The following is a 25,412-nucleotide window of genomic DNA, read 5'->3' as shown; positions in this document are numbered from 1 at the left end:
GCGGTCGTTTGGGGGTTGTGCCCCCAGGCCCCCCTTCGGCCCTGAAAGGGCCTCGTCCTCAAGCGCCGGACGGGCTGAATTCGGCGGCCCAGCTGCGGAGGGCAGGGGACCGTGCCCCTCGCCCCTGGTCGGCGTGACAACGCCTCGTCCTCAAGCGCCGGACGGGCTGAATTTGGCGGCCCAGGTGCGGAGGGCACGGGGCCGTGCCCCTCACCCCTGGTCGGCGTGACAACGCCCCGTCCTCAAGCGAGCGCTGGAGGGGCTGAATCTGGCGGCCGGGGTGTGCGGAGGGCCCAGCCGTCGGTGTCGACGGGTGGGCCCTCCGGGGTGTGGCTGCGGGGTCAGTCGTTGAAGCAGGTGTTGCCGAACGCGGGGTTCAGGGCGCCGATCACGTTGATCGTGTTGCCGCAGAGGTTGATGGGGACGTGCACCGGGACCTGGACCAGGTTGCCCGAGATGACGCCCGGCGACTTCACGGCCGCGCCCTCGGCACCCGCGTCGGCGACGGCGGCACCGGCCGAGGCTCCCGCGGCGATACCGGCGACGGTGAGGGCGACGGCGGCCTTCTTGGCGATGTTCATGGAAAGCGTTCCTCCTGCAGTTGCGTGTCCGACCCGGCCGCGGGTCGTGCGCTGCCCAACGCGGCAGCTCCCGGGACGGTGTGGGGCGGGCCGGGAAGACACCTCGTTCGGATGATTGGGGCGACAAACAGACCGGCCTCCCCCGGTGGGCGCCGGGGGTGGCCGGAGGTCACTGCGGGACCCGGAGGGGTGTCAGTGGTTGAGTCCCAGGTTGCCGAAGGCCGGGTTCAGCACGCCGATGACGTTGACGCTGTTGCCGACGACGTTGACGGGGACGTCCACCGGGGCCTGCACGAGGTTGCCCGAGACGACGCCCGGCGAGCCCTTGGCCTCGCCGAGGGCGGTGGCGCCGTCGGCGGCGGAGGCCATGCCGGCGCCGGCGGCCATCAGCCCGCCGGCCACCATCGTCACGGCCGCTGCCTTCTTCAGGTTCTTCACTTCTGAGCCCTCCTGGTGATCGCCGCGGCAGTTACCGCGGCACGCAGGAGAGAACGGCGTGGAGCCCCCGGGGATACGCCATCCGGGGGACATTCCCACGACGGTATGAATCTCGGATCGGAAGTTAACCCTCCGCATCGCCGTTCCGGGACCTCAGCCGGCCACTCCGTGGCGGACCGCCCACAGTGCGGCCTGGGTGCGGTCCGCCACGTCGAGCTTCATCAGGATGTTGGAGACGTGCGTCTTGACGGTCTTCTCGGAGAGCACCAGCGCGCGGGCGATCTCCCGGTTGGAGCGGCCGTCCGCGATCAGGCCGAGCACCTCACGTTCGCGTTCGGTGAGCGAGCCGACCCTGCCCTGGCCCGAGCCGCTCTCCTCCTGGGAGAGGAGTGCGTCGGCCACCTCGGGCTGGAGCAGGATGTGGCCGGCGTGCACCGAGCGGATGGCGCCGGCCAGGGCGTCGGGGTCCACGTCCTTGTAGACGTACCCGGCGGCGCCCGCGCGCAGGGCCGGGACCACCGTGCGCCGTTCGGTGAAGCTGGTGACGATCAGCACGCGCGCGGGGTTGTCGAGATCGCGGAGCTTGCGCAGCGCCTCGACGCCGTCCATCCCGGGCATCTTGACGTCCATCAGGACGACGTCGGGTCTCAGCTCCTCGGCGAGGGCCACCCCGTCCGCGCCGTCGGCGGCCTCGCCGACGACCTCTATGTCGTCCTGCACCTCCAGGAAGGTGCGCAGGCCCCGGCGGACGACCTGGTGGTCGTCGACGAGCAGCACCTTGATCGGGTCATCCACCGGGAGCCTCCATCTCGATCGTGGTGCCCTCGCCGGGCGCCGATACCACTGTGAGCGTGCCGCCGACGCCGCTCGCGCGGTCGCGCATGGACACCAGTCCGAGATGGCGGCCGGCCCGGCGGACCGTCGTCGGGTCGAAGCCGCCTCCGTCGTCGGTGACGCGCAGGACCGTGCCCGGGCCGCGCTTGCCGAGGGTCACGGCGACGTGTTCCGCGCCGGAGTGGCGCAGGGCGTTGTGCAGGGCCTCCTGGGCGATCCGCAGCAGTGCCTCCTCCTGCGCGGCGGGCAGGGCGCGGACGCCGTGGCCGGCGAAGGTCACGCGCGCGGAGTGGGCGCGGTCGAGGACCTGGACGTGGGTGCGCAGGGTGGCGACGAGGCCGTCCTCGTCGAGGGCGGCGGGGCGCAGTTCCACCACGGCGGCGCGCAGCTCGTCGGCGGCCTCGGCGGCGAGGGCGGCGACCTGGTGCAGCTCCCCCTTCGCGCGCGCGGGGTCGCGGTCGACGAGGGCCGCGGCGGCCTGGGCCGTCAGACGCAGGGAGAACAGCTTCTGGCTGACCGCGTCGTGCAGTTCGTGGGCCAGCCGGGAGCGCTCCTCGGCGATGGTCAGTTCGCGGCTGCGCTCGTACAGGCGGGCGTTGGTCAGGGCGATCGCGGCGTGCTGGGCGAGGATCGACAGCAGTTCCTCGTCGTCCTGCGTGAAGCCGCAGCCGCCGTCGGGCTTCGGGCAGTTCTTGTTGGCCAGGAACAGGGCGCCGATGACCTCGTCGCCGTCGCGGATGGGCAGGCCCAGGAAGTCGGACATGTCGGGGTGGGCGGAGGGCCAGCCCTCGAAGCGCGCGTCCTTGCGGACGTCGGCGAGGCGCTCGGGGCGCGCCTCGCGCAGCATGGCCGCCAGGATGCCGTGCTGGCGGGGCAGCGGGCCGATGGCCTTCCACTGCTCGTCGCTCACGCCGTCGACGACGAACTGGGCGAAGCCTCCGTGGTCGTCGGGGACGCCGAGGGCGGCGTACTGGGCGTCGAGCAGCTCGCGGGCGGAGGCCACGATCGTCTTGAGGACGTCGCGCACCTCGAGGCGCCTGCTCATGGCCAGCAGCGCGGAGCTCACGGCGGCGAGGCCGGACCGGGGGCCTTGACTCATGTCCTCACCGTACCGGCGGGGTCCGACAGCGCGGATCGGGCCGGGGACGGCCGCGGACCCGGGCGGGAGACCTAGGACCGAGGTCCTCGGTACGGCGGCCCAGGTCCGGGGACGGGGGTGTGCGGGCGTACGTCGAAGGGACCCGCCCGGTTGCGTCCCGCGTCCGACGCGGGGGCGGCCGGCCCGTTCCTACGGTGGGCTCACCGCCGGACGAGGCGGTCGGACGAGGGGACGGGTGTCATGCCGGTAGCGATCATCACAGGGGCGTCGAAGGGGCTGGGCCGGGCGCTGGCCGAGGCGCTGGCCGCGCGGGGCTGGGATCTGGTGCTGGACGCGAGGACGGCGGAGGTGCTGAAGGAGACGGCGGCGGCCGTGGCGTCGTACGGGACGCGGGTCGAGGCGCTCACGGGGGACGTCACGGACCCGGGGCACCGCGGAGAGCTGGTGGCGGCCGCGCGGCGGCTCGGCGGCTGCGACCTGCTGATGAACAACGCGAGTGCACTGGGGGCCGAGCCGCTGGTGCGGCTGGAGGCGCTGCCGCTGGACGGGCTGCGGCGCGCTCTGGAGGTGAACGTGGTGGCGGCGCTGGGGCTGGTGCAGGAGGCTCTGCCGCTGCTGCGGGCGGCGCCGGCCGGCGCGGTGATCACCGTCAGCTCGGACGCGGCGGCCGAGGCGTACGAGTCGTGGGGCGGGTACGGGGCGTCCAAGGCGGCCCTGGACCGGCTCGCGGCGGTGCTCGGGGTGGAGGAGCCGGGTATCGCGGTGTGGGCGGTCGATCCCGGGGACATGGCGACGGACCTGTACGCGGCGGCCGTCCCGGACGACGGCGATCCCCGGCCGGATCCGGCCGCGGTGGCGCCGGCCTTCGTGCGGCTGCTGGACGAGCGGCCCGCCGGCGGGCGGTACGGCGCATCGGCCCTTCTGGACGGACAGCGATGAGGCCGGCGGCGGGGGCGGCCCCGTACGCGCACGTCCGGGGGTGGGAGCGGGTGCCCGAGGAGCTGTCGGCGCGGGTGCCGGCCGAGCAGCGCGGGCCGGGGCGCGGCCGGGACGACGTACGGCTGCTGGTGTCGCGGGGGACGGAGGTCACGCATCACGTGTTCCGGGAGCTGCCGGGTGTGCTGCGGGCCGGGGACCTGCTCGTGGTGAACACCTCCCCGACGCTGGCGGCGGCCGTGGACGGGCGCATCGGTCACGCGCGCGTAGTGGTGCATTTCTCCACGCGCGGGGACGACGGACGGTGGGCCGTCGAGCTGCGCGATCCGGACGGGGCCGGCTCTACGCGTGCGCGTGCGGGCGGCCCGGCGGGGGCGGAGGTCAGGCTGCCCGGGGGCGCGGGGCTGACGCTGGAGGAGCCGCTCGGTCCGGGCGGCGGGCGGTTGTGGTGGGCGCGGGTGTCGCTGGGCGGCTCGGTGCCCGCCCTGCTGCGGGAGCACGGCCGGCCCATCCGATACGCCTACACGGAGCGGGACCAGCCGCTGTCCGCCTACCAGACGGTGTTCGCTCTGCCCTCTCCGGACGGGGCGGGCAGCGCGGAGATGCCGAGCGCGGCGCGGCCTTTCACGGCGGGGCTGGTGGCGGAGCTGGTGAGCCGGGGTGTGCAGTTCGCGCCGGTCGTCCTGCACACCGGGGTCTCGTCGGCGGAGGCGCACGAGCCGCCGTATCCGGAGCGGTTCGCGGTGCCGCAGACGTCGGCGCGGCTGGTGAACGCGGTGCGGGCCGGGGGCGGGCGGGTGGTCGCGGTGGGGACGACCGCCGTGCGGGCGGTGGAGTCGGCGGCAGGGGCGGACGGGGTGGTCCGCGCGCGTGCGGGGTGGACGGAACTGGTCGTCACTCCGGAGCGCGGGGTGCGGGCGGTGGACGGTCTGCTGACCGGGCTGCACGAACCGCAGGCGTCGCATCTGCTGATGCTGGAGGCGGTGGCGGGCTCCTCGGCGCTCGAGCGCGGCTACGACGCGGCGCTGCGTGGGCGCTACCTGTGGCACGAGTTCGGGGACGTGCACCTCGTCCTGCCCGCGGAGGACGCCGATCCGGGGCGCTGACGCGGAGCAGAGGGGGGCGGAGCACGGATGCGGGCACGGGCACAGGGAGAGGGCACGGGCAAGGGCGCAGGCCCGGGTGTCGGTACGCGTGCGGCACGGGTGTCGGTACGCGTGCGGCACGGGTGTCGGTACGCGTGCGGCACGGGTGTCGGTGCGGGTGCGGGGCATGGACGCCGAACCCTGGCGCCAGGGCGCTGACGGATTGCATTGCTCCGGCAACCATCCGTGAGAACGATCTGTGCGCCATGTGAGCCCGCACATAGGGCCCACATCACGTACTAGGGGCATTAGGAGACAAAGGGGTATGCGGTGAACGGGGCAGATGGTTCCATCTGTCCCGTTTTGCCCTTCCCCGATCCACTATCGGGGATCGTACGTCACACCTTTGCCTGGGCATTTTGCGGCCGCTAAGAATTGCTCTCGTCGCTCAGCGCCGTGGGTTCGCCCCACGGTGCTCGTGCCTCAAGCACCCGCTGTCCGGCCGTCGGACGAAGAGAGCGACCTCCGCGCTATTCGAAGAGGTCCTTCCGCATGCCCAAGAACACTCACAAGATCGCGATCGCCGGTGCCGCCACGCTCGGTGCAGCCGCCCTCGCCTTCTCCGTGGTGCCGGCCGACGCGCAGACGACCACTACGGACGCCGTCTCCACGGCCCGGGTCGCCTACAGCTCGAAGCCCGTGCAGGACGTCAAGGCCGACGTGACCGACCAGCTGGCCGCCAAGAGCGTGAAGGTCGAAGCCATCGCGGCGAAGAAGAAGGCCGCCGCGGCCGAGGCAGCCAAGAAGAAGGCCGCGGCGAAGGCCGCAGCCGCCAAGAAGAAGGCCGCCGCCGCCGCGGCCGCCAAGCGCAAGGCCGCCGCCGCGCACAAGGCCAAGGAGGCCGCGAGCCGGTCCGTCAAGCGCGCCGTCATCAAGAAGGCGTCCGTCAAGCGGTACGCCAACAACCTCGACGGCTGGATCAAGCACTCCCTGGACATCATGAAGGCCAAGGGCATACCGGGCTCCTACGAGGGCCTGCACCGCAACATCATCCGGGAGTCCTCCGGCAACCCGAACGCCATCAACAACTGGGACATCAACGCCATCAACGGCATCCCGTCCAAGGGCCTGCTCCAGGTGATCCCGCCGACCTTCAAGGCGTACCACGTCGCCGGCACGTCGTGGAACATCTACGACCCGGTCGCCAACATCACCGCCGCCGCGAACTACGCGGCCGACAAGTACGGCTCGATGGACAACGTCGACAGCGCGTACTGAGCCCGCACAGGGACACAAAGGACACACGCCGATGGGCGGCGCCCCCACTCGGGGGCGCCGCCCATCGGCGTTTCCGCGCGCCGCACGGTCACGGAGGACTACTTGCGCATGACCTCGGGCTCGTGGCGGCGCAGGAAGCGGGCCACGAAGAAGCCGCAGATCACACCGAGGACGACGAGTGCCGCCATGTCGAGGCTCCAGGCGCCGACGGTGTGCTCCCACAGCGGATCGGTCCCGCCGCCGTCCTTGGGCGGGCTGATCTTGTTGAAGTCCAGCGTGGCGCCCGCGGCGGCGACGGCCCAGCGCGAGGGCATCAGGTACGAGAACTCGTTGACGCCGACCGCGCCGTTCAGCGTGAAGAGGCAGCCGGTGAAGACGACCTGGATGATCGCGAACATCACCAGCAGCGGCATGGTCTTCTCGGCCGTCTTCACCAGCGACGAGATGACCAGACCGAACATCATCGACGTGAAGCCCAGCGCCATGATCGGGATGGAGAGCTCGAACATGGTGGCCGTGCCGAGGACCAGGCCCTCCTTCGGGATCTCCCGGCTCGCGAAGCCGATGACGCCTACCATCAGGCCCTGGAGCAGGGTGACCACGCCGAGCACGAAGACCTTGGACATCAGGTACGCGGAGCGGGACAGGCCGGTGGCGCGTTCCCGCTCGTAGATGACCCGTTCCTTGATGAGTTCGCGGACCGAGTTGGCAGCGCCCGCGAAGCAGGCCCCGACCGCGAGGATCAGCAGGACGGTGGTGGCCGTGCCGTTGGGGATGATCCGGCCGGTCTTCGGGTTCACCGGGTTGGGCAGCAGGCTGTTGCCGGAGTCGATGAGCAGGCTCACCGCGCCGAGGACGGCCGGCAGGATCACCGTCAGGGCCAGGAAGCCCTTGTCGGAGGCGATCACCGAGGCGTAGCGGCGCACCAGTGTGACGAACTGGGACATCCACCCCTGCGGCTTCGGCGGCTTCATCGCCTGCATCGGCGGCATCTGTACGGACTGCGGCGCGATGGCGTCGATGTCCGCGGCGTACATCTGGTAGTGCTGCGAGCCCTTCCAGCGGCCCGCCCAGTCGTAGTCCCGGTAGTTCTCGAAGGCGGAGAAGACATCGGCCCAGGTGTCGTAGCCGAAGAAGTTCAGCGCCTCCTCGGGCGGGCCGAAGTAGGCGACCGCACCGCCCGGCGCCATCACCAGCAGCTTGTCGCAGATCGCGAGTTCGGCCACCGAGTGCGTGACGACGAGGACCGTGCGGCCGTCGTCGGCGAGGCCGCGCAGCAGCTGCATGACGTCGCGGTCCATGCCCGGGTCGAGGCCGGAGGTCGGCTCGTCCAGGAAGATCAGCGACGGCTTGGTGAGCAGCTCCAGGGCCACCGAGACGCGCTTGCGCTGGCCGCCGGAGAGGGAGGTGACCTTCTTCTCCTTGTGGATGTCAAGCTTCAGCTCGCGCAGCACTTCGTCGATGCGGGACTCGCGCTCCGCGGGCGTGGTGTCGGCCGGGAAGCGCAGCTTGGCCGCGTACTTCAGGGCCTTCTTGACGGTCAGCTCCTTGTGCAGGATGTCGTCCTGCGGGACCAGACCGATGCGCTGGCGCAGCTCGGCGAACTGCTTGTAGAGGTTGCGGTTGTCGTAGAGGACGTCGCCCTGGTTGGCGGGCCGGTAGCCGGTCAGCGCCTTGAGCAGCGTCGACTTTCCGGAACCGGACGGTCCGATGACCGCGATCAGCGACTTCTCCGGGACGCCGAAGGAGACGTCCTTGAGGATCTGCTTGCCGCCGTCGACCGTGACGGTCAGGTGGCGGGCGGAGAAGGAGACCTCACCGGTGTCGACGAACTCCTCGAGCCGGTCGCCGACGATGCGGAACGTCGAGTGGCCGACGCCGACGACGTCCGTCGGTCCGAGCTGAACCGAGCCGCCCTTCGGGATCGGCTGGCCGTTGACGTAGGTGCCGTTGTGCGAGCCGAGGTCGCGGATCTCCATCCGACCGTCGGGCGTCGAGTGGAACTCGGCGTGGTGACGCGAGACCTGCAGGTCGGAGACGACCAGTTCGTTCTCCAGCGCACGGCCGATGCGCATCACGCGGCCGAGGGAGAACTGGTGGAACGTGGTCGGGCTGCGGTCGCCGTAGACCGGCGGCGCCCCCGCGCCTCCACCGGACCCGCTCTGCGCGTACGGCTCGCCCGCACCCTGCTGCTGCGGGACGTGCGCCGCCGGCTGCGGCGGCGGCCACCCGGCCTGCCCGGCCTGCGGCTGCGGCGCGGCCTGCTGGGCCCAGCCCGGGTTCGCGGCCTGCGCCGCGTACGGCTGCTGGGGCTGCGCGGCGGGCGCCTGCGCCCCCGAGAGGCTCACCCGCGGCCCGTCGGTCGCGTTGCCCAGATGCAGCGCCGAGCCCGGACCGACCTCCAGTTGGTGGATCCGCTGCCCCTGCGCGAACGTGCCGTTGGTGCTGCCGTGGTCCTCGACGACCCAACTGCGGCCGTTGAAGCTGACCGTGGCGTGACGCCAGGAGACCCTGGCGTCCTCCAGGACGATGTCCCCCTGCGGATCCCGTCCGAGGGTGTAAGACCTGGACGGATCGAGCGTCCAGGTGCGTCCGTTCAATTCCAGTACGAGTTCCGGCACTCCAGCCCCACTGAGTTGTCCCCCGAGTAGCCCCATCAACGGGGAGTCTAGGGATGTCGAACATCGGGGGGAACTATTTCAGTAGCGGCCCCCTGACCGAAAGTCGGGCCTTGTGAAGAGCGTGCGCGGGCGCATCGGCCGTTGACGTTGACGGGGTTGAAAACGGGCCGGAGAGTGGTAAACGCACGCGAGGGGGACGGAAGCGGCGATCTTCGCCCGCCCCGCGCTGCGGATCGGGGGGTCTGCATGGGCGCCGGTAGGGATGTCGACGGCCGTGGGAAGACGGTGGGCGCCGGAGGCGTGCCATGGCTGGACGTACTGCTGGCCGCGATCGCCGCGGTGAGCTGGTCGTTGATCGGAATGGCGGGCACGGCGGCGCTGGGCCTGCATCTGCTGGAGGCGGACTCCGCCGGATCGTTGGGCCCGATGACGGCCGCGGTGGTCGTCCTGGGCGCCGGCGGCTCGGTGACGCCGTCCGGTGACGTGTCCGCTTTCGGTCTCACCGGCGCGCAGACGGCCACGGCCATCGAGATCACGCCATTGGGGGTGAGCCTGGTGGGCGCGCTGCTGCTGTCGTGGTTCTTCCTGCGGTCCCTGCGCACGGCCGGAGTTGCGGTCGCCCCGGCCGAACTCCTCGCGCGCGTGGGCTCGGTGGTCGCGCTCTTCGTGGCGATGCTCGGCGGACTCGCCTGGGCGGGGCACGACGTCATCACGCTCGACGGGAGCTCGCTGGGCCTGGACGACCTTCCCGGAGGCGGCGGGGGCGGTCTCGAGGTCCCGGGGCTCGGGGACATCGGGGGTCTGCTGCCCGACCGGCTCGGCGATCTCGTCGACGCGCGGGCCGCGGTCGGCTTCGGCGTCGACACGGCGCCCACGCTGCTCGGCGGCCTCGGCTGGTCGCTCGGCATCCTGCTGATCGCTCTGCTGGCCTCGCGCCGGACGCCGTTGCCGCAGGGCTGGGATCCGGTGCACCGGGTGGTGCGCCCGGCGGCGTCGGCCGTCGTCACCGTGCTGCTGGTGGCCGTGGCGGCCGGATCAGCCGCGGCGGCGTACGCGGCGGTCGGCGACGACCATCCCCGGCGGATCGCGGGAGCGGCGCTGCTCGGCGCGCCGAACGGGGTCTGGCTGGGGGTTCCGCTCGGCCTGTTCGTCCCGTGGGACGGCCGGGCCACGGGTGCGCTGACGGACCTGCTCCCCCACCCCGTGGACGACCTCCTGCGCGTCGGCGCCGAGCAGCCGGTGACCCTGGGCCGCCTCGCGGAGCTGGACGGACGGGTGTGGCTGCTGGGGGTGGCCACGGCCCTGATGATGCTGCTGGCGGGGGTGCTGACGGCCGTGCGGACGCCGACGGGGGCGGCCTGGACGGGAGGCGGGGCGAGCTCGGTGGGCGCGGTGGGGGCCGGCGCGGAGACGGTCGGCACGGAGACGGCCGGCGCGGAGACGGGGCAGGTCGGCGTCGGCGGGTTCGTGGCGCGCTGTGCCCTGCGGCTGGGGGTCGTGACGGCCCTGGCGTTGCTCCTGCTCGTCCGGCTGACGGAGGTGTCCGTGAACGCCTCGCTCTCCGTGCTCGGGTTCGACGCGTTCGGGGCCGGTGTCGAGCTGCACGGGCGGCCCGGCACGGCACTGCTGCTGGGCGGCGCGTGGGGTGCGGGGGCGGGCGCCGCCGGGGCGCTGCTGGCCCGGTTCACCGGGGCCGCGGGACGGTGGGCGTGGGCGGCGGAGACGGCACGGGGTGACGCGGGGCGCCCGCGGCCGACGACTCGCGCGGCGGGCAGGGCGCGGCCCGACCACGGGTCTCCGGGAGAGTCGGGTGACCCGGCCGGACCGTACGCGCCGAGCGTGTCGTACCGGCCGCCGAACCCGGCGACCAATCCCTACCTGCGCGTTCCGGACGAGCTCAGGGACCCGCAGGAGCCGACCGAGCCGCAGGACGCGCGGCCGGGGGCCACCCGGGAGAGCGGGACCGGGCCGTCGGGGCCCTACGGCAGTTCACGGCGGGACGAACCGCCTCCTGGGCCTGACGACGTCTACGGCGCTCCGACCGTCGTCCGGCCCATGGGGCCCTCGCCCCGCTCGTCCCGGCGGCCTGCGGGTCCGCGCCCCGGCCCGCGCCCGGGGGAGCGTCCGCCGACGGGGCCGGAGGAGGGCCCGCCGCCTCCACCGCCTCCCCCGCCGCCTGCGCCGCCCCGGGGGCCGAGGACGCCGCGGGGACCCAGGTGAGGAAGGTCCGTCCCACAGCGCCCGCCGGGCGGGCGGGGCCGGCGAAGCGGGGCGGGGCCGGCCCGCGCCCGAGCGGTCGGGCGGGGCCACCGGCGTGGACGCGGGCGGAGCGTCGCCGTTCGTCGGGGCGAGCGTCGACCGGGCGTCGACCGAAGCGTCGGCCTGGGCGTCGTGAGGGGCGTCGGTCTGGGCGTTTTCCGGGGGACGCGAACTGTTCGCTGTCCGTCAGGCGGACCTGAGCGGCGGGCGGCACTGGGTGCCGGATACGGTGGGTACACCATGAGCGCTTTGCAGACTTCGTCCTCTGACGTGCCCACGCTCCTTGTCAAGATCTTCGGCAAGGACAGGCCGGGCATCACGGCCGGCCTCTTCGACACCCTCGCCGCCTACTCCGTCGACGTGGTCGACATCGAGCAGGTCGTCACGCGGGGCCGGATGGTGCTGTGCGCTCTCGTGACCGAGCCGCAGGCCGGCCTCGAGGGAGACCTGCGCTCGACGGTGCACAGCTGGGCCGAGTCGATGAAGATGCAGGCCGAGATCATCTCCGGCACCGGCGACAACCGTCCGCGCGGTGTCGGCCGGTCGCTGGTCACCGTGCTCGGGCACCCGCTCACCGCGGAGGCCACGGCGTCGATCGCCGCGAAGATCACGAAGGCCGGCGGCAACATCGACCGTATCTTCCGGCTCGCCAAGTACCCGGTCACCGCCGTCGAGTTCGCCGTCTCCGGCGTGGCGGCCGGGCCGCTGCGCACCGCCCTGGTCACGGACGCGGCGGCGCTCGGCGTGGACGTGGCCGTGGTGGACGCCGGTCTGTACCGGCGGGCCCAGCGGCTCGTCGTCATGGACGTCGACTCCACGCTCATCCAGGACGAGGTGATCGAGCTCTTCGCCGCGCACGCCGGCTGCGAGGACGAGGTCGCCGCGGTGACGGCTGCGGCGATGCGCGGCGAGCTCGACTTCGAGCAGTCGCTGCACGCGCGCGTGGCGCTGCTGGAGGGGCTGGACGTCTCGGTCGTGGACAAGGTGCGCGCCGAGGTGCGGCTGACCCCGGGAGCGCGGACTCTGATCCGGACGCTGAAGCGGCTCGGTTACCAGGTGGGCGTCGTCTCCGGTGGATTCACCCAGGTCACGGACGATCTGCAGGATCGCCTCGGCCTGGACTTCGCCCAGGCCAACACGCTGGAGATCGTCGACGGGAAGCTGACCGGCCGGGTGACCGGCGAGATCGTGGACCGTGCGGGCAAGGCGCGGCTGCTGCGCCGGTTCGCCGCCGAGGCGGGCGTGCCGCTCTCGCAGACCGTGGCGATCGGCGACGGCGCCAATGACCTGGACATGCTGAACGCGGCCGGGCTGGGAGTCGCCTTCAACGCGAAGCCGGTGGTGCGCGAGGCGGCGCACACGGCGGTGAACGTGCCGTTCCTGGACACCGTGCTGTATCTGCTCGGCATCACCCGCGAAGAGGTCGAGGCCGCCGAGATGCACGACGAGCAGTAGCCCGGCGCTCGCGAGGGCACATCCGTTCGGAATCCGATCGGCCGAGTACACCGGCCTGCAGCGGGTGCCGGACGGGGGAACCGGCCGGGACGAGTGGAGACGGCCGGGACGAGTGCGGACCGGCAGCGAAGAATGCGGACCGGCACCGGCGGGTGACGGACGCGGGACGGGCGCAAGACGAGCACGGAGGGCCCGGCGCTGCGGCGGCGCCGGGCCCTCCCACGTGCCGGGTGGGTTACTCGGAGGGGGCCCAGTAGTCGAGCAGCGTGGCGACGCCCGGCTCCAGCGACTTCCAGGAGCCGTCGAAGGCGATGACGGCGAAGGCAGCTGCCGGGAAGCCCCGGCTGTGCATGCGCTCCCCCGCGTCGCCGTCGACCTGGCCGGACAGGACGTCGGCGAGCCCCTGGATTCCGGGGTTGTGGCCGATCAGGACGAGGTTGTGCACGTCGTCGGGGGTTTCGTTGAGCAGGGCGATCAGCTCGCCCGGCGAGGCTTCGTAGATCCGCTCCTCATAGACGGTTTTCGGCCGGTGCGGGAACTCCTGGACGGCGAGCTTCCACGTCTCCCGGGTGCGGACCGCGGTGGAGCACAGGGCCAGGTCGATGGGGATGCCGGTGTCGGTCAGCTTGCGTCCGGCGACGGCGGCGTCCTTCCGGCCCCGTTCAGCGAGCGGACGCTCGTGGTCGATCACCTGCGGCCAGTCGGCTTTCGCATGGCGGAAGAGGACGATCCTGCGGGGTTCTGCGACGCTCATGACTCCCAGCTTCGCACGAAACAGGCCACGGGGCGCAGGGAGTTGACATGCGGCCCCACCAGCGGTCCCGGGCCGCCCTAGCGGGCGACGAGCTGCTGGACGCGCTCGACGAGATGGGTGATCGCCGGGTCGCCGCCCGCCGCGTGCGCGTCGACGGGGTTCAGTATCAGCACCAGAAGGGTGATGAAGGCCAGCGTCGGGAGGGCGAGCGCCCACCAGGGCAGCAGGTTGTCCACGCCGCCCGAGGCGGCCGGGTGGGACTTGGAGTGCGTGGGGGCCGGCATGGGTGCCTCCGCTGTCTTCGAGTCGTCCGCAGGCCGTGGCCGGTGATCCGCGTCGCGCGGTCACAGTTCGAAGTTACGGAAGCGGGCGCCGTCAACCCATCCGGTGACCCACCCACTTGACCCTGACCCTCACCCCCTAGGGGACTGGGGGGTTAACCCCACCCCCGGGGACGCGTCGGGCCGTCCGGGCCAGGCGCCACGCAGCACGAGCACCGCAGCAGCCGCGCAGCACGCGCCCGGCGGCCGGCTTGAGAGGCCCGGGGTCAGGGGGAGGCGATGGTCGCGATGACGGCGATGATCACGAAGATGGCGAGGAACGAGCCGAAGACGATGAGCATCTTCTTCTGGCCGTCGCGCGGGTTCGGGTCGAGCACTGGCATGCGGCAAGTCTCGCACCCGCCGGCCCGGGCGGTGGCGTCGGGGGGCCGGGGAAGCCCGCCGGGTCAGCGGACGGCCTCGTCCTCCACCGTGCGGTCACGGCCGGCCAGGACGCCGACGACCGTCTGCGGGATCATCAGCGCCGTCATGAGCGCGAGGGGCAGGCCCCAGCCGCCGCTGTGCTGGTAGAGCACCCCGACCAGCAGCGGACCCGGGATGGAGATCAGGTAGCCGGTGCTCTGGGCGAAGGCGGAGAGCTGGACCACGCCCGCGCCGGTCCTGGCGCGCATCCCGACCATGGTGAGCGCCAGCGGGAAGGCGCAGTTGGCCACGCCCAGCAGCAGGGCCCAGGCCCAGGCGCCGCCGGCCGGAGCCAGGTACAGGCCGGCGTACCCGACGAGACCGCAGGCGCCGAGCGCGACCACCATCGGGCCCTGGTGCGGCAGCCGGGTGGCGACGCGCGGTATGACGAAGGCCAGCGGCACGCCCATCGCCATCGTGACGGCGAGGAGCAGTCCGGCGGTGCTCGCCGGCACGCCCGCGTCGCGGAAGATCTGTGGCATCCAGCCCATGGTGATGTAGGCGGCGGTGGCCTGGAGGCCGAAGAAGACGGCGAGCGCCCAGGCGGTGCGGCTGCGGGTGATGCGCAGCCGGTCGGCGGACGGGCGGCCCGTGGACGAGCGGCCCGTGGACGAGTGGCCGGTGGACGAGCGGCCACCCGACGACGCCCGGGCGGACGACGAGCGGTCCGACCGGGACCGACCTCGCCAGTGCCGGCCGAACGACCGCTGCTGCGCTTCCCGGGCGGGAGCCGGGTCAGGGCGCGCGGCCGCCCGCGCGCCGCCCGGGGCCGTGCTGTGCCCGTACCCCTGCCCCTGCCCCTGCCGGTGCCCGTGGCCGATGGCGCGGTCGTGGTCGTGGTCGCGCACCAGCGGCAGCCACGGCAGGACGGCCGCCGCCGCGAGGCCCGCCCACACCGCGAGGCCGGTCTGCCAACTGCCGCCCAGCGCTCCGGTCATGGGCACCGTGGCGGCGGCGGCGACGGCGGTGCCGAGGGCGAGGGCCATCGAGTACAGGCCGGTCATGGAGCCCACCCGGTCCGGGAAGCGGCGCTTGACGATGACCGGCATCAGGACGTTGCTGACGGCTATGCCCATGAGGGCGAGGGCGCTGCCGGCGAGGAAGCCGGCGGTGCCGCCGACGTAGGGGCGCACGATCAGTCCGGCGGTGATGGCCGCCATGCCCGCGCACACGACCGCGCCGGACCCGAAGCGGCGGGCGAGACGGGGGGCCATGACGCCGAAGGCGGCGAAGCAGAGCGGGGGCACGGAGGTGAGCACTCCGGCCACGCTGCCGCTCATGCCGAGCCCGTCGCGGACCTCTTGGAGGAGCGCGCCGAGGCTGGTGATGGCAGGGCGCAGGTTGACGGCGGCCAGCACGATGCCGACCACGAGCAGCCGTGTCCGCCACGCGCGCGTGGCGGTGCTCGAGGGCTCGTGCGTGGGCTGCGCACGGGTGGGGGGTGCGGCCGTGGGCCGTGTCTGCTCGCTCGCCATGCCGTCCATCATAGAATCATAGGATGATTGGTTGTCCATGCCCGGGCACCACCCGAACGCCCCGCCCGTGCGAAGGTGTGCCATGCCCCTGAGCCATCCCCGCCGCTCGGCGCTGTCCGAGCAGGTCATCGCCGCTCTGCGCGCCCAGATCACCTCCGGCGAGTGGCCGGTCGGCGCGCGCATTCCCACCGAACCGGAACTGGTCGAGCAGCTGGGCGTCGCGCGCAACACGGTCCGTGAGGCGGTCCGGGCGCTGGCGCACAACGGCCTGCTGGACATCCGGCAGGGTTCGGGCACGTACGTCGTGGCGACCAGCGAGCTGGCGGGCGTGATGCACCGCCGCTTCGCCGACGCCGACCCCGGGCACATCGCCGAACTGCGCGCCACCCTGGAGTCGAGCGCGGCGAAGCTGGCGGCCGTACGGCGCACCGAGAAGGACCTCAAGCAGCTGGACGCGCTTTTGCTGCGGCGCGAGGAGGCGTGGGAGTCCGGCGACGCGGAGACGTTCGTGGCGGCCGACACGACCTTCCACCTGGCCGTCGTGGCGGCCTCCCACAACGACGTCATGACGGCGATGTACGCGGACCTCGGCGCGGTGTTGCGCGACTGGCTGCGCGAGGACGTGGGTGCGGAACTCACGCCGGAGACCTACATGGACCACACCCGGCTGGTGGACGCGATCCGCGCGGGCGAGGCGGAGGCGGCCGCCGTCGAGGCGGCGAGCTATCCGCTGGTGTGCCGGCCCGGCCGGTTCGACCCGCCCGCCGGCTGACCGCCCCTCGCAGGGCTCACACCCGCTGGTGGCTGACCCAGGCCGAGCGGACCTCCTTCCAGCAGCGACCGGTGAGCCGTACGGTCCGGGCGGGCCCCGCGTCCGCGGGCGCGCCGTCGGTGTCGAGGTCCCACCAGCGGTCGCACTCGATGTGCAGTCGGACCCGGTCGGTGTCGGCGTAGGGGTTGTGGCAGTAGGCGACGACGCGGGAGCCGTGGACGCCGACGCGGCACTCCGCGCCGAACGGCTTCGGCACGGCGGCTGCGCCCGCCTTCACGCGTGCGTGCGGCGACGCGTCGTACGGCAGCGAGAACACGAGACAGAGCGCGACGACGGTCGCTGGGGCCAGGCTGCGGGACAGGCGCACAAGGGGGACCTCCTCGGCCGAGCTGGGGAGGGAACCGCGCGCGTCGTACGGGCGCGCACTCCAGCGTGCCCGGTCGTGCCCGTCCGCCGCCCGGACAGGTACGCCGAACGAGTGACGCCCCGCCCCCACACGCGATGCGGGGAGCGGGGCGCCGAGAAGCCGGCCGGAGGCCCGGGTTCAGGCTCCGATGGCGTGCAGACCGCCGTCCACGTGGACGATCTCGCCGGTCGTCTTGGGGAACCAGTCGCTCAGCAGGGCGACGACGCCGCGGCCGGCCGGCTCGGGGTCCTTGAGGTCCCACTCCAGCGGCGCGCGGTCGTCCCAGACGGCTGCCAGCTCGCTGAAGCCCGGGATGGACTTGGCGGCCATGGAGCCGAGCGGGCCCGCCGAGACCAGGTTGCAGCGGATGTTCTGCTTGCCCAGGTCGCGCGCCATGTAGCGGCTGGTGGCCTCCAGGGCGGCCTTGGCCGGGCCCATCCAGTCGTACTGGGGCCACGCGAAGGACGCGTCGAAGGTGAGGCCGACGACCGAGCCGCCGTTCTGCATCAGCGGCAGGCAGGCCATGGTGAGCGACTTCAGGGAGTACGCCGAGACGTGCATCGCCGTGGCGACGGACTCGAACGGCGTGTTGAGGAAGTTGCCGCCGAGGGCGTCCTGCGGGGCGAAGCCGATGGAGTGCACGACGCCGTCGAGGCCGCCGAGCTCCTCGCCGACGACGTCGGCCAGCCGGCCCAGGTGCTCGTCGTCGGTGACGTCGAGCTCGATGACCTTGGTGGGCTTGGGCAGCTTCTTGGCGATGCGCTCGGTCAGCGTGGGCCGCGGGAACGCGGTGAGGATGATCTCGGCGCCCTGCTCCTGGGCCAGCTTGGCGGTGTGGAAGGCGATGGAGGCCTCCGTCAGCACACCGGTGATCAGGACGCGCTTGCCCTCGAGAATTCCGCTCATGGTGATCAGTGACCCATTCCCAGTCCGCCGTCAACGGGAATGACGGCTCCAGTGATGTACGAGGCGTCGTCCGAGGCGAGGAACCGCACCGCCGCGGCGATCTCCTGCGGCTGCGCGTACCGGCCGAGCGGGACCTGCGAGACGATGCCCGCGCGTTGCTCGTCGGTGAGCACCTTGGTCATGTCGGTGTCGACGAAGCCGGGCGCGACGACGTTGAAAGTGATGTTGCGGGATCCCAGCTCACGGGCGAGGGAGCGCGCGAAGCCGACCAGGGCGGCCTTGGAGGCGGCGTAGTTCGACTGCCCAGGCGAGCCGTACAGCCCGACCACCGAGGAGATGAGCACGACGCGGCCCTTCTTGGCGCGCAGCATGCCGCGGTTGGCGCGCTTGACCACGCGGAAGGTGCCGGTCAGGTTGGTGTCGACGACCGAGGTGAAGTCCTCCTCGGACATGCGCATCAGCAGCTGGTCCTTGGTGACGCCGGCGTTGGCGATCAGGACCTCGACGGGGCCGTGCTCGGCCTCGATCTCCTTGTAGGCCTGCTCCACCTGCTCGGAGTCGGTGATGTCGCACTTGACGGCGAGGCAGCCCAGTTCCGTCAGGGCGGCCGGGGGCTCGCCCGTGCGGTACGTGATGGCGACCTTGTCGCCGGCGTCGGCGAACGCGCGGGCGATGGCGAGGCCGATGCCCCGGTTTCCTCCGGTGACGAGAACCGAGCGGCTCAACGGATCACCCTTTCGATAGGGGTCTGACGCACCGCCCGAACTCTCGGTGGCAGGCGGCTTCCCCCGAAACCTATCGGTCTGCTTCCTCGCGACGACATTCGGGCACCGACAGTGGCTCACGGGGCTGACTGTGGGGTCCCTACAGAAAGTTTGCGCAAGCGGCCCGGAAAGGTGTGGTCCGGGGGCCGCCGGGCGCGACATGATCGAGGTCTTCACCCGCGACGACACCAGGGAGAGACCTAGGTGCCCCATACCATCGATGAAAGCTTCACGGCCCTACCCCTGCGCGCCCTCGCCGACGCCGCGCTCGCGCGCGCGCGAGCGCTGGGCGCGGAGCACGCGGACTTCCGGTTCGAGCGGGTGCGCAGCGCTTCTTGGCGGCTGCGGGACGCCAAGCCCGCCGGGTCCTCGGACACGACCGACCTCGGGTACGCGGTGCGGGTCGTGCACGGCGGCACGTGGGGGTTCGCGTCCGGCGTGGATCTGACGATGGACGCCGCGGCCAGGGTCGCCTCGCAGGCGGTGGCGATGGCCAAGCTCTCCGCGCAGGTGATCAAGGCAGCCGGCTCGGACGAGAGGGTGGAGCTGGCGAACGAGCCGGTGCACGCGGACAAGACGTGGATCTCGTCCTACGAGATCGACCCGTTCACCGTGCCGGACGAGGAGAAGGCGGCGCTGCTCGCGGACTGGAGCACGCGGCTGCTGGCGGCGAACGGCATCAACCACGTGGACGCCTCGCTGCTGACCGTCCACGAGAACAAGTTCTACGCCGACACGGCCGGGACGGTGACGACCCAGCAGCGGGTGCGGCTGCACCCGGCGGTGAACGCGGTGTCGGTCGACGAGTCCAGCGGCGAGTTCGACTCGATGCGCACCGTCGCGCCGCCCGCCGGACGCGGCTGGGAGTACCTCACCGGAACCGGCTGGGACTGGGACGACGAGCTGGCCCGGATCCCTGAGCTGCTCGCCGAGAAGATGCGCGCGCCGAGCGTGGACCCGGGGCTGTACGACCTGGTCGTGGACCCGTCCAACCTGTGGCTGACCATCCACGAGTCCATCGGGCACGCCACCGAGCTGGACCGCGCGCTCGGCTACGAGGCCGCCTACGCCGGCACCTCGTTCGCCACCTTCGACCAGCTCGGGAAGCTGCGCTACGGCTCGGAGCTGATGAACGTCACGGGCGACCGCACCGCCGAGCACGGCCTGGCGACCGTCGGGTACGACGACGAGGGCGTCGAGAGCCAGTCCTGGGACCTGGTGAAGGACGGCACGCTCGTCGGCTACCAGCTGGACCGGCGCATCGCGAAGCTCACCGGATTCGAGCGGTCCAACGGCTGTGCGTTCGCCGACTCCCCCGGCCATGTGCCGGTGCAGCGCATGGCCAACGTGTCGCTGCGGCCGGATCCGGCCGGGATGTCCACCGAGGACCTCATCGGCAGCGTCGACCGGGGCATCTACGTCGTCGGCGACCGCTCCTGGTCCATCGACATGCAGCGCTACAACTTCCAGTTCACCGGGCAGCGGTTCTTCCGGATCGAGAACGGGCGGATCACGGGGCAGCTGCGGGACGTGGCCTACCAGGCGACGACCACCGACTTCTGGGGTTCCATGGCGGCGGTGGGCGGTCCGCAGACGTACGTCCTCGGCGGCGCCTTCAACTGCGGCAAGGCCCAGCCGGGTCAGGTGGCGGCGGTGTCGCACGGCTGCCCGTCGGCCCTGTTCAAGGGCGTCAACATTCTGAACACCACGCAGGAGGCCGGTCGATGAGCGCCCGTAGCACCAAGCCGCACGAGGTCGTCGAGCGCGCCCTCGAGCTGTCGCGGGCCGACGGCTGTGTCGTCATCGCCGACGAGCAGTCGACGGCGAACCTGCGCTGGGCGGGCAACGCGCTGACGACGAACGGCGTCACGCGCGGGCGCACCCTCACGGTGATCGCCACGGTCGACGGCAAGGAGGGCACGGCCTCCGGCGTCGTCTCCCGCGCCGCGGTGACCGGGGACGAGCTGGAGCCCCTCGTACGGGCCGCCGAGGCCGCCGCGCGCGGTGCGCACCCCGCCGAGGACGCCCAGCCCCTGGTCACGGGTGTGGCGCCGTCTCCCGAGTTTACGGAGGCGCCGGCCGAGACCTCGTCCGCGGTGTTCGCCGACTTCGCGCCGGCGCTGGGCGAGGCGTTCGCACGCGCGCGTGCGGGCGGCCGCGAGCTGTACGGGTTCGCCAACCACGAGCTGGTCTCGACGTACGTGGGCACGTCGACGGGTCTGCGGCTGCGGCACGACCAGCCGAACGGGACGCTCGAGCTGAACGCCAAGTCCCCGGACCGCACGCGTTCGGCGTGGGCGGGACGATCGACCCGCGACTTCAAGGACGTCGACCCGGCGGCGCTCGACGCCGAGCTCGCCGTAAGGCTCGGCTGGGCGGAGCGGCGGATCGAGCTGCCGGCCGGCCGGTACGAGACGCTGCTGCCGCCGACCGCGGTGGCCGACCTGATGATCTACCAGCTGTGGTCGGCGTCCGGCCGGGACGCGACCGAGGGCCGGACGGTGTTCTCCAAGCCCGGCGGCGGCACCCGGCTCGGGGAGAAGCTGACCGACCTGCCGCTGACGCTGCGCAGCGACCCGAACGAGCCCGGCCTGGAGTCCGCGCCGTTCGTCATCGCGCACACCTCCGGCGGTGACCAGTCGGTGTTCGACAACGGGCTGCCGCTGCGGTCCACGGAGTGGGTCGGCGGGGGCGAGCTGAAGAACCTGACGACCACCCGGCACAGCGCGGCGCTGACCGGACTGCCGGTGGCGCCGGGGGCCGACAACCTGATCCTGGACGGCGGGGCGGACCGCTCGCTGGAGGAGATGGTCGCCGCCACCGGTCGCGGTCTGCTGCTGACCTGTCTCTGGTACATCCGCGAGGTCGACCCGGCGACCCTGCTGCTGACCGGTCTGACCCGGGACGGCGTGTACCTCGTCGAGGACGGCGAGGTCGTCGGCGAGGTCAACAACTTCCGGTTCAACGAGTCGCCGGTCGACCTGCTGGGGCGGGCGACGGAGGCGGGGCGCACGGAAAAGACGCTGCCCAGGGAGTGGAGCGACTGGTTCACTAGGGCTGCGATGCCCGCCCTGAGGGTGCCGGACTTCAATATGAGCTCTGTCAGTCAGGGCGTATAACCTCGTAGCCGGCAGTCACTCGACTGCGCGAAGATCATCAAGGAGACCGAGACCGTGACGGACATCGTCGACGAACTGACGTGGCGGGGGCTGATCGCCCTCTCCACGGATGAGGACGCATTGCGCAAGGCGTTCGCGGACGGTCCTGTCACGTTCTATTGCGGCTTCGACCCGACCGCGCCCAGCCTGCACCTCGGCAACCTCGTGCAGATCCTGACGATGCGCCGCATCCAGCAGGCGGGCAACCGTCCGCTGGGCCTGGTCGGGGGCGCCACGGGTCTGATCGGCGACCCGAAGCCGAACGCGGAGCGCACGCTGAACGCGCCCGAGGTCGTCGCCCAGTGGGTGGAGCGGCTGCGCGCGCAGATCGCGCCGCTGCTCGACTTCGAGGGCCCGAACGCGGCCGTCATGGTCAACAACCTGGACTGGACCCAGGGCCTGTCGGCCATCGAGTTCCTGCGCGACGTCGGCAAGCACTTCCGGGTCAACAAGATGATCGCCAAGGAGGCCGTCTCCCGGCGGCTCAACTCCGACGCGGGCATCAGCTACACCGAGTTCAGCTACCAGATCCTGCAGGGCATGGACTTCCTGGAGCTGTACCGGCGGCACGGGTGCACCCTGCAGACCGGCGGCAGCGACCAGTGGGGCAACCTCACCTCGGGCACCGACCTGATCCACCGGGTCGAGCCCGACGCCGTGGTGCACGCCCTGGGCACCCCGCTGATCACCAAGGCGGACGGCACCAAGTTCGGCAAGACGGAGTCCGGCACGGTCTGGCTGGACCCCGAGATGACGACGCCGTACGCGTTCTACCAGTTCTGGCTGAACGCGGACGACCGGGACGTCTCGAAGTTCCTGCGCATCTTCAGCTTCCGGTCCCGTACGGAGATCGAGGAGCTGGAGCGGCAGACCGAGGAGCGGCCGCAGGCCCGGGCCGCACAGCGCGCGCTGGCGGAGGAGCTGACGACGCTGGTCCACGGCCCCGACCAGACGGCCGCGGTGGTCGCCGCGTCCAGGGCCCTCTTCGGTCAGGGCGAGCTGGGCGACCTCGACGCGCAGACGCTGGCCGCGGCCCTCTCCGAGGTGCCGCACATCCAGGTCGCCGAGCTCGGACCGGTCGTGGACCTGTTCGCCGAGGTCGGCCTGGTGGCCAGCAAGTCGGCGGCGCGGCGGACCGTGAAGGAGGGCGGGGCATACGTGAACAACGTCAAGGTCACGGCCGAGGACGCGGTGCCCGCGGCGGAGGAGCTCATCCACGGGCGGTGGCTTGTGCTGCGGCGAGGGAAGAAGAACCTGGCCGCCGTGGAGGTCACCGGCTGACCCGCTGACAGCCTGAGCGGCAGGCGGACGAAGGGGCGGCTTCCCGTGGGAGGCCGCCCTGGTCGTGTGCGCGCTCAGGCCCGGTGCTTCCTCTTGCCCAGCGTCGCCATGTAGAGCATGTCGCCGAGGGCGACGATGATGATGGCGGCGATCAGCTGGAAGGCGTGCCGGCTCCAGTCGATGCCGGACGTGGACTCGACGCCTGCGGCGCGGGCGATCGCGTTGCCTGCGATCGCGCCCAGCATGCCGAAGATCGTGGTCAGCCAGAGTGGGCTGTGCTGCTTGCCCGGGATGATCGCCTTCGCGATCAGGCCCAGCACGAATCCGACGATGATCGCCCACAACCAGCCCATGGCTGCCTCCTTGTCCGGCTCTACGTGAGCAGTGGCCTCAAGTCTCGGGCCGCCCGCCGTACGACGCATGTCGGGCACGGCCGTACGCGGGACGGCGCAGCAGGGTCGCCCGGACCGCAGACGCCCCGGTCTCCAGGACGGCGCAGCCGCGGCGTAACGTGGAGAGCCGGGGGAAGGACGACGCGGGCGGACGGGGAATGTCATGCGGAAGCAGGGTGGCGGCGGGAACGCCCAGGTGTTCCGGATCACCGGCGCGCGCCAGGGGCTCCAGGACGATGTGCGGGGCCGGCAGCGGCGCTACATCATCTCGATGTCGGTCCGCACGGTGGCGGTGATCCTGGCGGCGACGCTGTGGAACGTGGAACGGCATGTGGCCGTGGTGGCGCTGGTCCTGGGCCTGGTGCTGCCCTATGTCGCGGTGGTGGTCGCCAACGCCGGCCGGGAGAACGTGCCGTCGCTTCCCTCGACGTTCGTCGGTGTGCCCGTGCGGCCCGAGATCGCGGCTGCGCGCGCGGACGACGGCTCCGCGCGATCCGCCCCCGAAGAGGAGGGCATCGCGGAACCCGGCGGGGAGGAACCGGCGCCCGGACAGGCTGAGCGGCAGCCGTGATCGGGCCATGAGCGGACTGTGCGCCAAGCTCAGGAAAAGCTCAGATCAATCATGTTGTTCCAGTGCCGTGGGGGTGGTCCGCCGTGACATACTTCGTACGCGCTCCGCATCCCCCGTCGGAGCGACGGACCGACGCCGGGCAGCTCCCCCCGTGGCTGCTCGGCGTCGCCTTTGTGTGCGTGTGGTGAGACGACTGCGTGAGTGACGAGACCCCCATCTGTTCTGCCAAGGGCTGCCGTGTCGACGCGGTGTGGGTGCTGGCCTGGAACAACCCGAAGATCCATACGCCGGAGCGGCGCAAGACGTGGCTCGCGTGCGAGGAGCACCGCGAGCATCTGTCGCAGTTCCTCGGGGTCCGGGGCTTCCTCAAGGACGTGGTCGCGCTGACCGAGTGGGACCCCCCGGAGGGGTCCCAGGACAAGGCCTTGTGAGGGCTGTCTGGAGGCCGTCCGAGCGGTCCCGGCACCCGGGCCGGGCCGGGCGCCGGGGCGGCGCTAGCCGCCGATCGCCGACATCGGCCGGTCCGGCTGCAGGAAGCTCGGGTCGTCCAGACCGGAGCCCGCCTTCTTGCCCCACATGGCCACGCGCCAGATGCGGGCTATCTCCTCGTCGGGGGCGCCGGAGCGCAGCGCCGCTCGCAGGTCGGTCTCCTCGCGGGCGAAGAGGCAGGTGCGGATCTGGCCGTCGGCCGTGAGGCGGGTGCGGTCGCACGCGGCGCAGAAGGGCCGGGTGACGGAGGCGATGACGCCCACGCGGTGCGGGCCGCCGTCCACCAGCCAGCGTTCGGCCGGGGCCGAACCGCGTTCCTGCTCGCCCTCGGCGGTGAGGTCGAAGCGGGTGCGCAGGGAGGCCAGGATGTCCCCGGCCGTCACCATGCCCTCGCGCTTCCAGCCGTGCTGGGCGTCCAGCGGCATCTGCTCGATGAAGCGCAGCTCGTAGTCGTTCTCCACGGCCCAGGCGAGGAGGTCGGGAGCTTCGTCCTCGTTGAGGCCCGGCATCAGGACCGAGTTCACCTTCACCGGGGTCAGGCCCGCCTCCCGGGCGGCTTCGAGGCCCTCGAGGACGTCCTTGTGACGGTCCCGGCGGGTGAGGGTCTTGAAGACGTCGGGGCGCAGGGTGTCGAGGGAGACGTTGACCCGGTCCAGGCCGGCCGCCTTGAGGGCCGATGCGGTGCGGCGCAGGCCGATGCCGTTCGTCGTGAGGGACGTCTGGGGGCGGGGCTCCATCGCGGCGACCCGCTCGACGATGCCGACCAGGCCCGGGCGCAGCAGCGGCTCGCCGCCGGTGAAGCGGACCTCCTCGATGCCGAGGGAGGCGACCGCGATGTCGATGAGGCGGACGATCTCGTCGTCCGTGAGGAGGTCGGGCTTGGCCAGCCACTGCAGGCCCTCCTCGGGCATGCAGTAGGTGCAGCGCAGGTTGCACCGGTCGGTCAGCGAGACCCTCAGGTCGGTGGCCACGCGGCCGTAGGTGTCGATGAGCACGTGGGCCCCCTCCCTCGTGGTGGATCGCGTGCCTGTTCCGTCACCTGCGAGCCTACGTGACGCCGCCGACAGCGAAAGGGCCCGATCCCACGAGGTGGACGCGGCCGCGCCGTAGGGATC

General features: G+C 72.2%; 25 protein-coding genes. 11 read left to right on the top strand and 14 right to left on the bottom strand.

The features are described 5' to 3' along the window. Positions 1–341: 341 nt before the first annotated feature. The 4 genes from ACN6LD_RS31450 to ACN6LD_RS31435 form a co-directional block, all read right to left on the bottom strand. Positions 342–581 carry a chaplin gene (locus tag ACN6LD_RS31450; protein WP_057582302.1) on the bottom strand — a complete coding sequence of 80 codons (240 nt, stop codon included), beginning with the start codon at positions 579–581 and terminating at the stop codon, positions 342–344. Positions 582–773: 192 nt separating this feature from the next. Further along, a complete protein-coding gene (locus ACN6LD_RS31445; RefSeq protein ID WP_189927797.1) occupies positions 774–1,019 on the bottom strand; it encodes a chaplin in 246 nt (81 codons plus the stop codon). Between the two features lie 153 nt (positions 1,020–1,172). Next, positions 1,173–1,814 (bottom strand): response regulator, encoded by a 642-nt coding sequence (locus ACN6LD_RS31440; protein WP_445044976.1) that lies wholly within the window; start codon positions 1,812–1,814, stop codon positions 1,173–1,175. After that, positions 1,807–2,952 carry a GAF domain-containing sensor histidine kinase gene (locus ACN6LD_RS31435; protein ID WP_445044975.1) on the bottom strand — a complete coding sequence of 382 codons (1,146 nt, stop codon included), beginning with the start codon at positions 2,950–2,952 and terminating at the stop codon, positions 1,807–1,809. Before ACN6LD_RS31435 ends, ACN6LD_RS31440 begins: the two co-directional genes overlap by 8 nt. A 240-nt stretch (positions 2,953–3,192) precedes the next feature. On the opposite strand from ACN6LD_RS31435, the gene ACN6LD_RS31430 reads away from it, so the two are divergent. The 3 genes from ACN6LD_RS31430 to ACN6LD_RS31420 all read left to right on the top strand — a co-directional run bounded on the left by ACN6LD_RS31430 (position 3,193) and on the right by ACN6LD_RS31420 (position 6,251). Continuing rightward, positions 3,193–3,891 carry an SDR family NAD(P)-dependent oxidoreductase gene (locus ACN6LD_RS31430; RefSeq protein WP_319194630.1) on the top strand — a complete coding sequence of 233 codons (699 nt, stop codon included), beginning with the start codon at positions 3,193–3,195 and terminating at the stop codon, positions 3,889–3,891. Further along, positions 3,888–4,994: an S-adenosylmethionine:tRNA ribosyltransferase-isomerase gene (locus ACN6LD_RS31425; RefSeq protein WP_445044974.1), complete on the top strand. Its 1,107-nt coding sequence runs from the start codon at positions 3,888–3,890 to the stop codon at positions 4,992–4,994. The genes ACN6LD_RS31430 and ACN6LD_RS31425 overlap by 4 nt, the downstream gene beginning before the upstream one ends. Positions 4,995–5,525: 531 nt before the next feature. Then, complete coding sequence (locus ACN6LD_RS31420; RefSeq protein ID WP_445044973.1) at positions 5,526–6,251, top strand: transglycosylase SLT domain-containing protein; 726 nt, start codon at positions 5,526–5,528, stop codon at positions 6,249–6,251. Between the two features lie 98 nt (positions 6,252–6,349). Here ACN6LD_RS31420 and ACN6LD_RS31415 read toward each other — a convergent pair whose 3' ends face one another. Next, positions 6,350–8,872 carry an FHA domain-containing protein gene (locus tag ACN6LD_RS31415; RefSeq protein WP_445044972.1) on the bottom strand — a complete coding sequence of 841 codons (2,523 nt, stop codon included), beginning with the start codon at positions 8,870–8,872 and terminating at the stop codon, positions 6,350–6,352. Between the two features lie 246 nt (positions 8,873–9,118). Between ACN6LD_RS31415 and ACN6LD_RS31410 the strand changes: the two genes are divergently transcribed. Continuing rightward, entirely contained in the window at positions 9,119–11,092 is a 1,974-nt protein-coding gene (locus ACN6LD_RS31410) for a streptophobe family protein (protein WP_445044971.1), read from the top strand. A 279-nt stretch (positions 11,093–11,371) separates the two neighbouring features. Next, positions 11,372–12,586, top strand: coding sequence for a phosphoserine phosphatase SerB (serB, locus tag ACN6LD_RS31405; protein ID WP_319197752.1), 1,215 nt, complete (start codon positions 11,372–11,374; stop codon positions 12,584–12,586). 235 nt (positions 12,587–12,821) lie between these two features. Here serB and ACN6LD_RS31400 read toward each other — a convergent pair whose 3' ends face one another. From ACN6LD_RS31400 to ACN6LD_RS31385, 4 genes are all read right to left on the bottom strand, one after another. Further along, positions 12,822–13,340: a SixA phosphatase family protein gene (locus tag ACN6LD_RS31400; protein ID WP_445044970.1), complete on the bottom strand. Its 519-nt coding sequence runs from the start codon at positions 13,338–13,340 to the stop codon at positions 12,822–12,824. 77 nt (positions 13,341–13,417) lie between these two features. Then, the gene (locus ACN6LD_RS31395) at positions 13,418–13,624 is read right to left on the bottom strand and encodes a hypothetical protein (protein ID WP_319195361.1); all 207 of its coding nucleotides are present in this window, start codon (positions 13,622–13,624) and stop codon (positions 13,418–13,420) included. Positions 13,625–13,887: 263 nt separating this feature from the next. Then, complete coding sequence (locus ACN6LD_RS31390) at positions 13,888–14,004, bottom strand: SGM_5486 family transporter-associated protein (protein ID WP_306953524.1); 117 nt, start codon at positions 14,002–14,004, stop codon at positions 13,888–13,890. Between the two features lie 63 nt (positions 14,005–14,067). After that, on the bottom strand, positions 14,068–15,558 hold the full coding sequence (locus ACN6LD_RS31385; protein ID WP_445044969.1) for a CynX/NimT family MFS transporter: 1,491 nt from the start codon (positions 15,556–15,558) through the stop codon (positions 14,068–14,070). An 82-nt stretch (positions 15,559–15,640) separates the two neighbouring features. Here ACN6LD_RS31385 and ACN6LD_RS31380 point away from each other — a divergent pair, with 82 nt between their 5' ends. Further along, positions 15,641–16,330: a FadR/GntR family transcriptional regulator gene (locus ACN6LD_RS31380; RefSeq protein ID WP_319195365.1), complete on the top strand. Its 690-nt coding sequence runs from the start codon at positions 15,641–15,643 to the stop codon at positions 16,328–16,330. A gap of 16 nt (positions 16,331–16,346) precedes the next feature. On the opposite strand, the gene ACN6LD_RS31375 is transcribed toward ACN6LD_RS31380, so the two are convergent. The 3 genes from ACN6LD_RS31375 to fabG form a co-directional block, all read right to left on the bottom strand. Next, positions 16,347–16,697, bottom strand: a complete 351-nt coding sequence (locus ACN6LD_RS31375; protein ID WP_319195367.1) for a hypothetical protein — start codon at positions 16,695–16,697, stop codon at positions 16,347–16,349. A gap of 177 nt (positions 16,698–16,874) precedes the next feature. Continuing rightward, entirely contained in the window at positions 16,875–17,642 is a 768-nt protein-coding gene (gene fabI / locus ACN6LD_RS31370) for an enoyl-ACP reductase FabI (protein ID WP_445044968.1), read from the bottom strand. A 5-nt stretch (positions 17,643–17,647) separates the two neighbouring features. Continuing rightward, positions 17,648–18,367 (bottom strand): 3-oxoacyl-[acyl-carrier-protein] reductase, encoded by a 720-nt coding sequence (fabG, locus tag ACN6LD_RS31365; protein WP_319195371.1) that lies wholly within the window; start codon positions 18,365–18,367, stop codon positions 17,648–17,650. A gap of 243 nt (positions 18,368–18,610) precedes the next feature. Between fabG and ACN6LD_RS31360 the strand changes: the two genes are divergently transcribed. From ACN6LD_RS31360 to tyrS, 3 genes are read left to right on the top strand one after another with little or no spacing between them, the layout of a single operon-like run. Next, complete coding sequence (locus ACN6LD_RS31360; RefSeq protein WP_445044967.1) at positions 18,611–20,134, top strand: TldD/PmbA family protein; 1,524 nt, start codon at positions 18,611–18,613, stop codon at positions 20,132–20,134. Further along, positions 20,131–21,525 carry a metallopeptidase TldD-related protein gene (locus ACN6LD_RS31355; protein WP_319195375.1) on the top strand — a complete coding sequence of 465 codons (1,395 nt, stop codon included), beginning with the start codon at positions 20,131–20,133 and terminating at the stop codon, positions 21,523–21,525. The genes ACN6LD_RS31360 and ACN6LD_RS31355 overlap by 4 nt, the downstream gene beginning before the upstream one ends. A gap of 54 nt (positions 21,526–21,579) precedes the next feature. Continuing rightward, complete coding sequence (gene tyrS, locus ACN6LD_RS31350) at positions 21,580–22,845, top strand: tyrosine--tRNA ligase (RefSeq protein WP_319195377.1); 1,266 nt, start codon at positions 21,580–21,582, stop codon at positions 22,843–22,845. Between the two features lie 74 nt (positions 22,846–22,919). Here the strand turns inward: tyrS and ACN6LD_RS31345 are convergent, their stop codons facing one another. Then, entirely contained in the window at positions 22,920–23,198 is a 279-nt protein-coding gene (locus ACN6LD_RS31345; RefSeq protein WP_319195379.1) for a GlsB/YeaQ/YmgE family stress response membrane protein, read from the bottom strand. Between the two features lie 202 nt (positions 23,199–23,400). Here ACN6LD_RS31345 and ACN6LD_RS31340 point away from each other — a divergent pair, with 202 nt between their 5' ends. Beyond that, positions 23,401–23,808: a DUF3099 domain-containing protein gene (locus ACN6LD_RS31340; protein WP_319195381.1), complete on the top strand. Its 408-nt coding sequence runs from the start codon at positions 23,401–23,403 to the stop codon at positions 23,806–23,808. Between the two features lie 197 nt (positions 23,809–24,005). Next, a complete protein-coding gene (locus tag ACN6LD_RS31335) occupies positions 24,006–24,239 on the top strand; it encodes a hypothetical protein (protein WP_319195383.1) in 234 nt (77 codons plus the stop codon). A 63-nt stretch (positions 24,240–24,302) separates the two neighbouring features. Here the strand turns inward: ACN6LD_RS31335 and moaA are convergent, their stop codons facing one another. Further along, positions 24,303–25,292, bottom strand: coding sequence for a GTP 3',8-cyclase MoaA (gene moaA / locus ACN6LD_RS31330; RefSeq protein ID WP_319195385.1), 990 nt, complete (start codon positions 25,290–25,292; stop codon positions 24,303–24,305). Between the last annotated feature and the right edge of the window lie 120 nt (positions 25,293–25,412).

This window comes from Streptomyces sp. SAS_272 (assembly GCF_052543235.1).
Note: the sequence above shows the minus strand (reverse complement) of the source record. Positions and strands in the feature narration are given on the sequence as shown.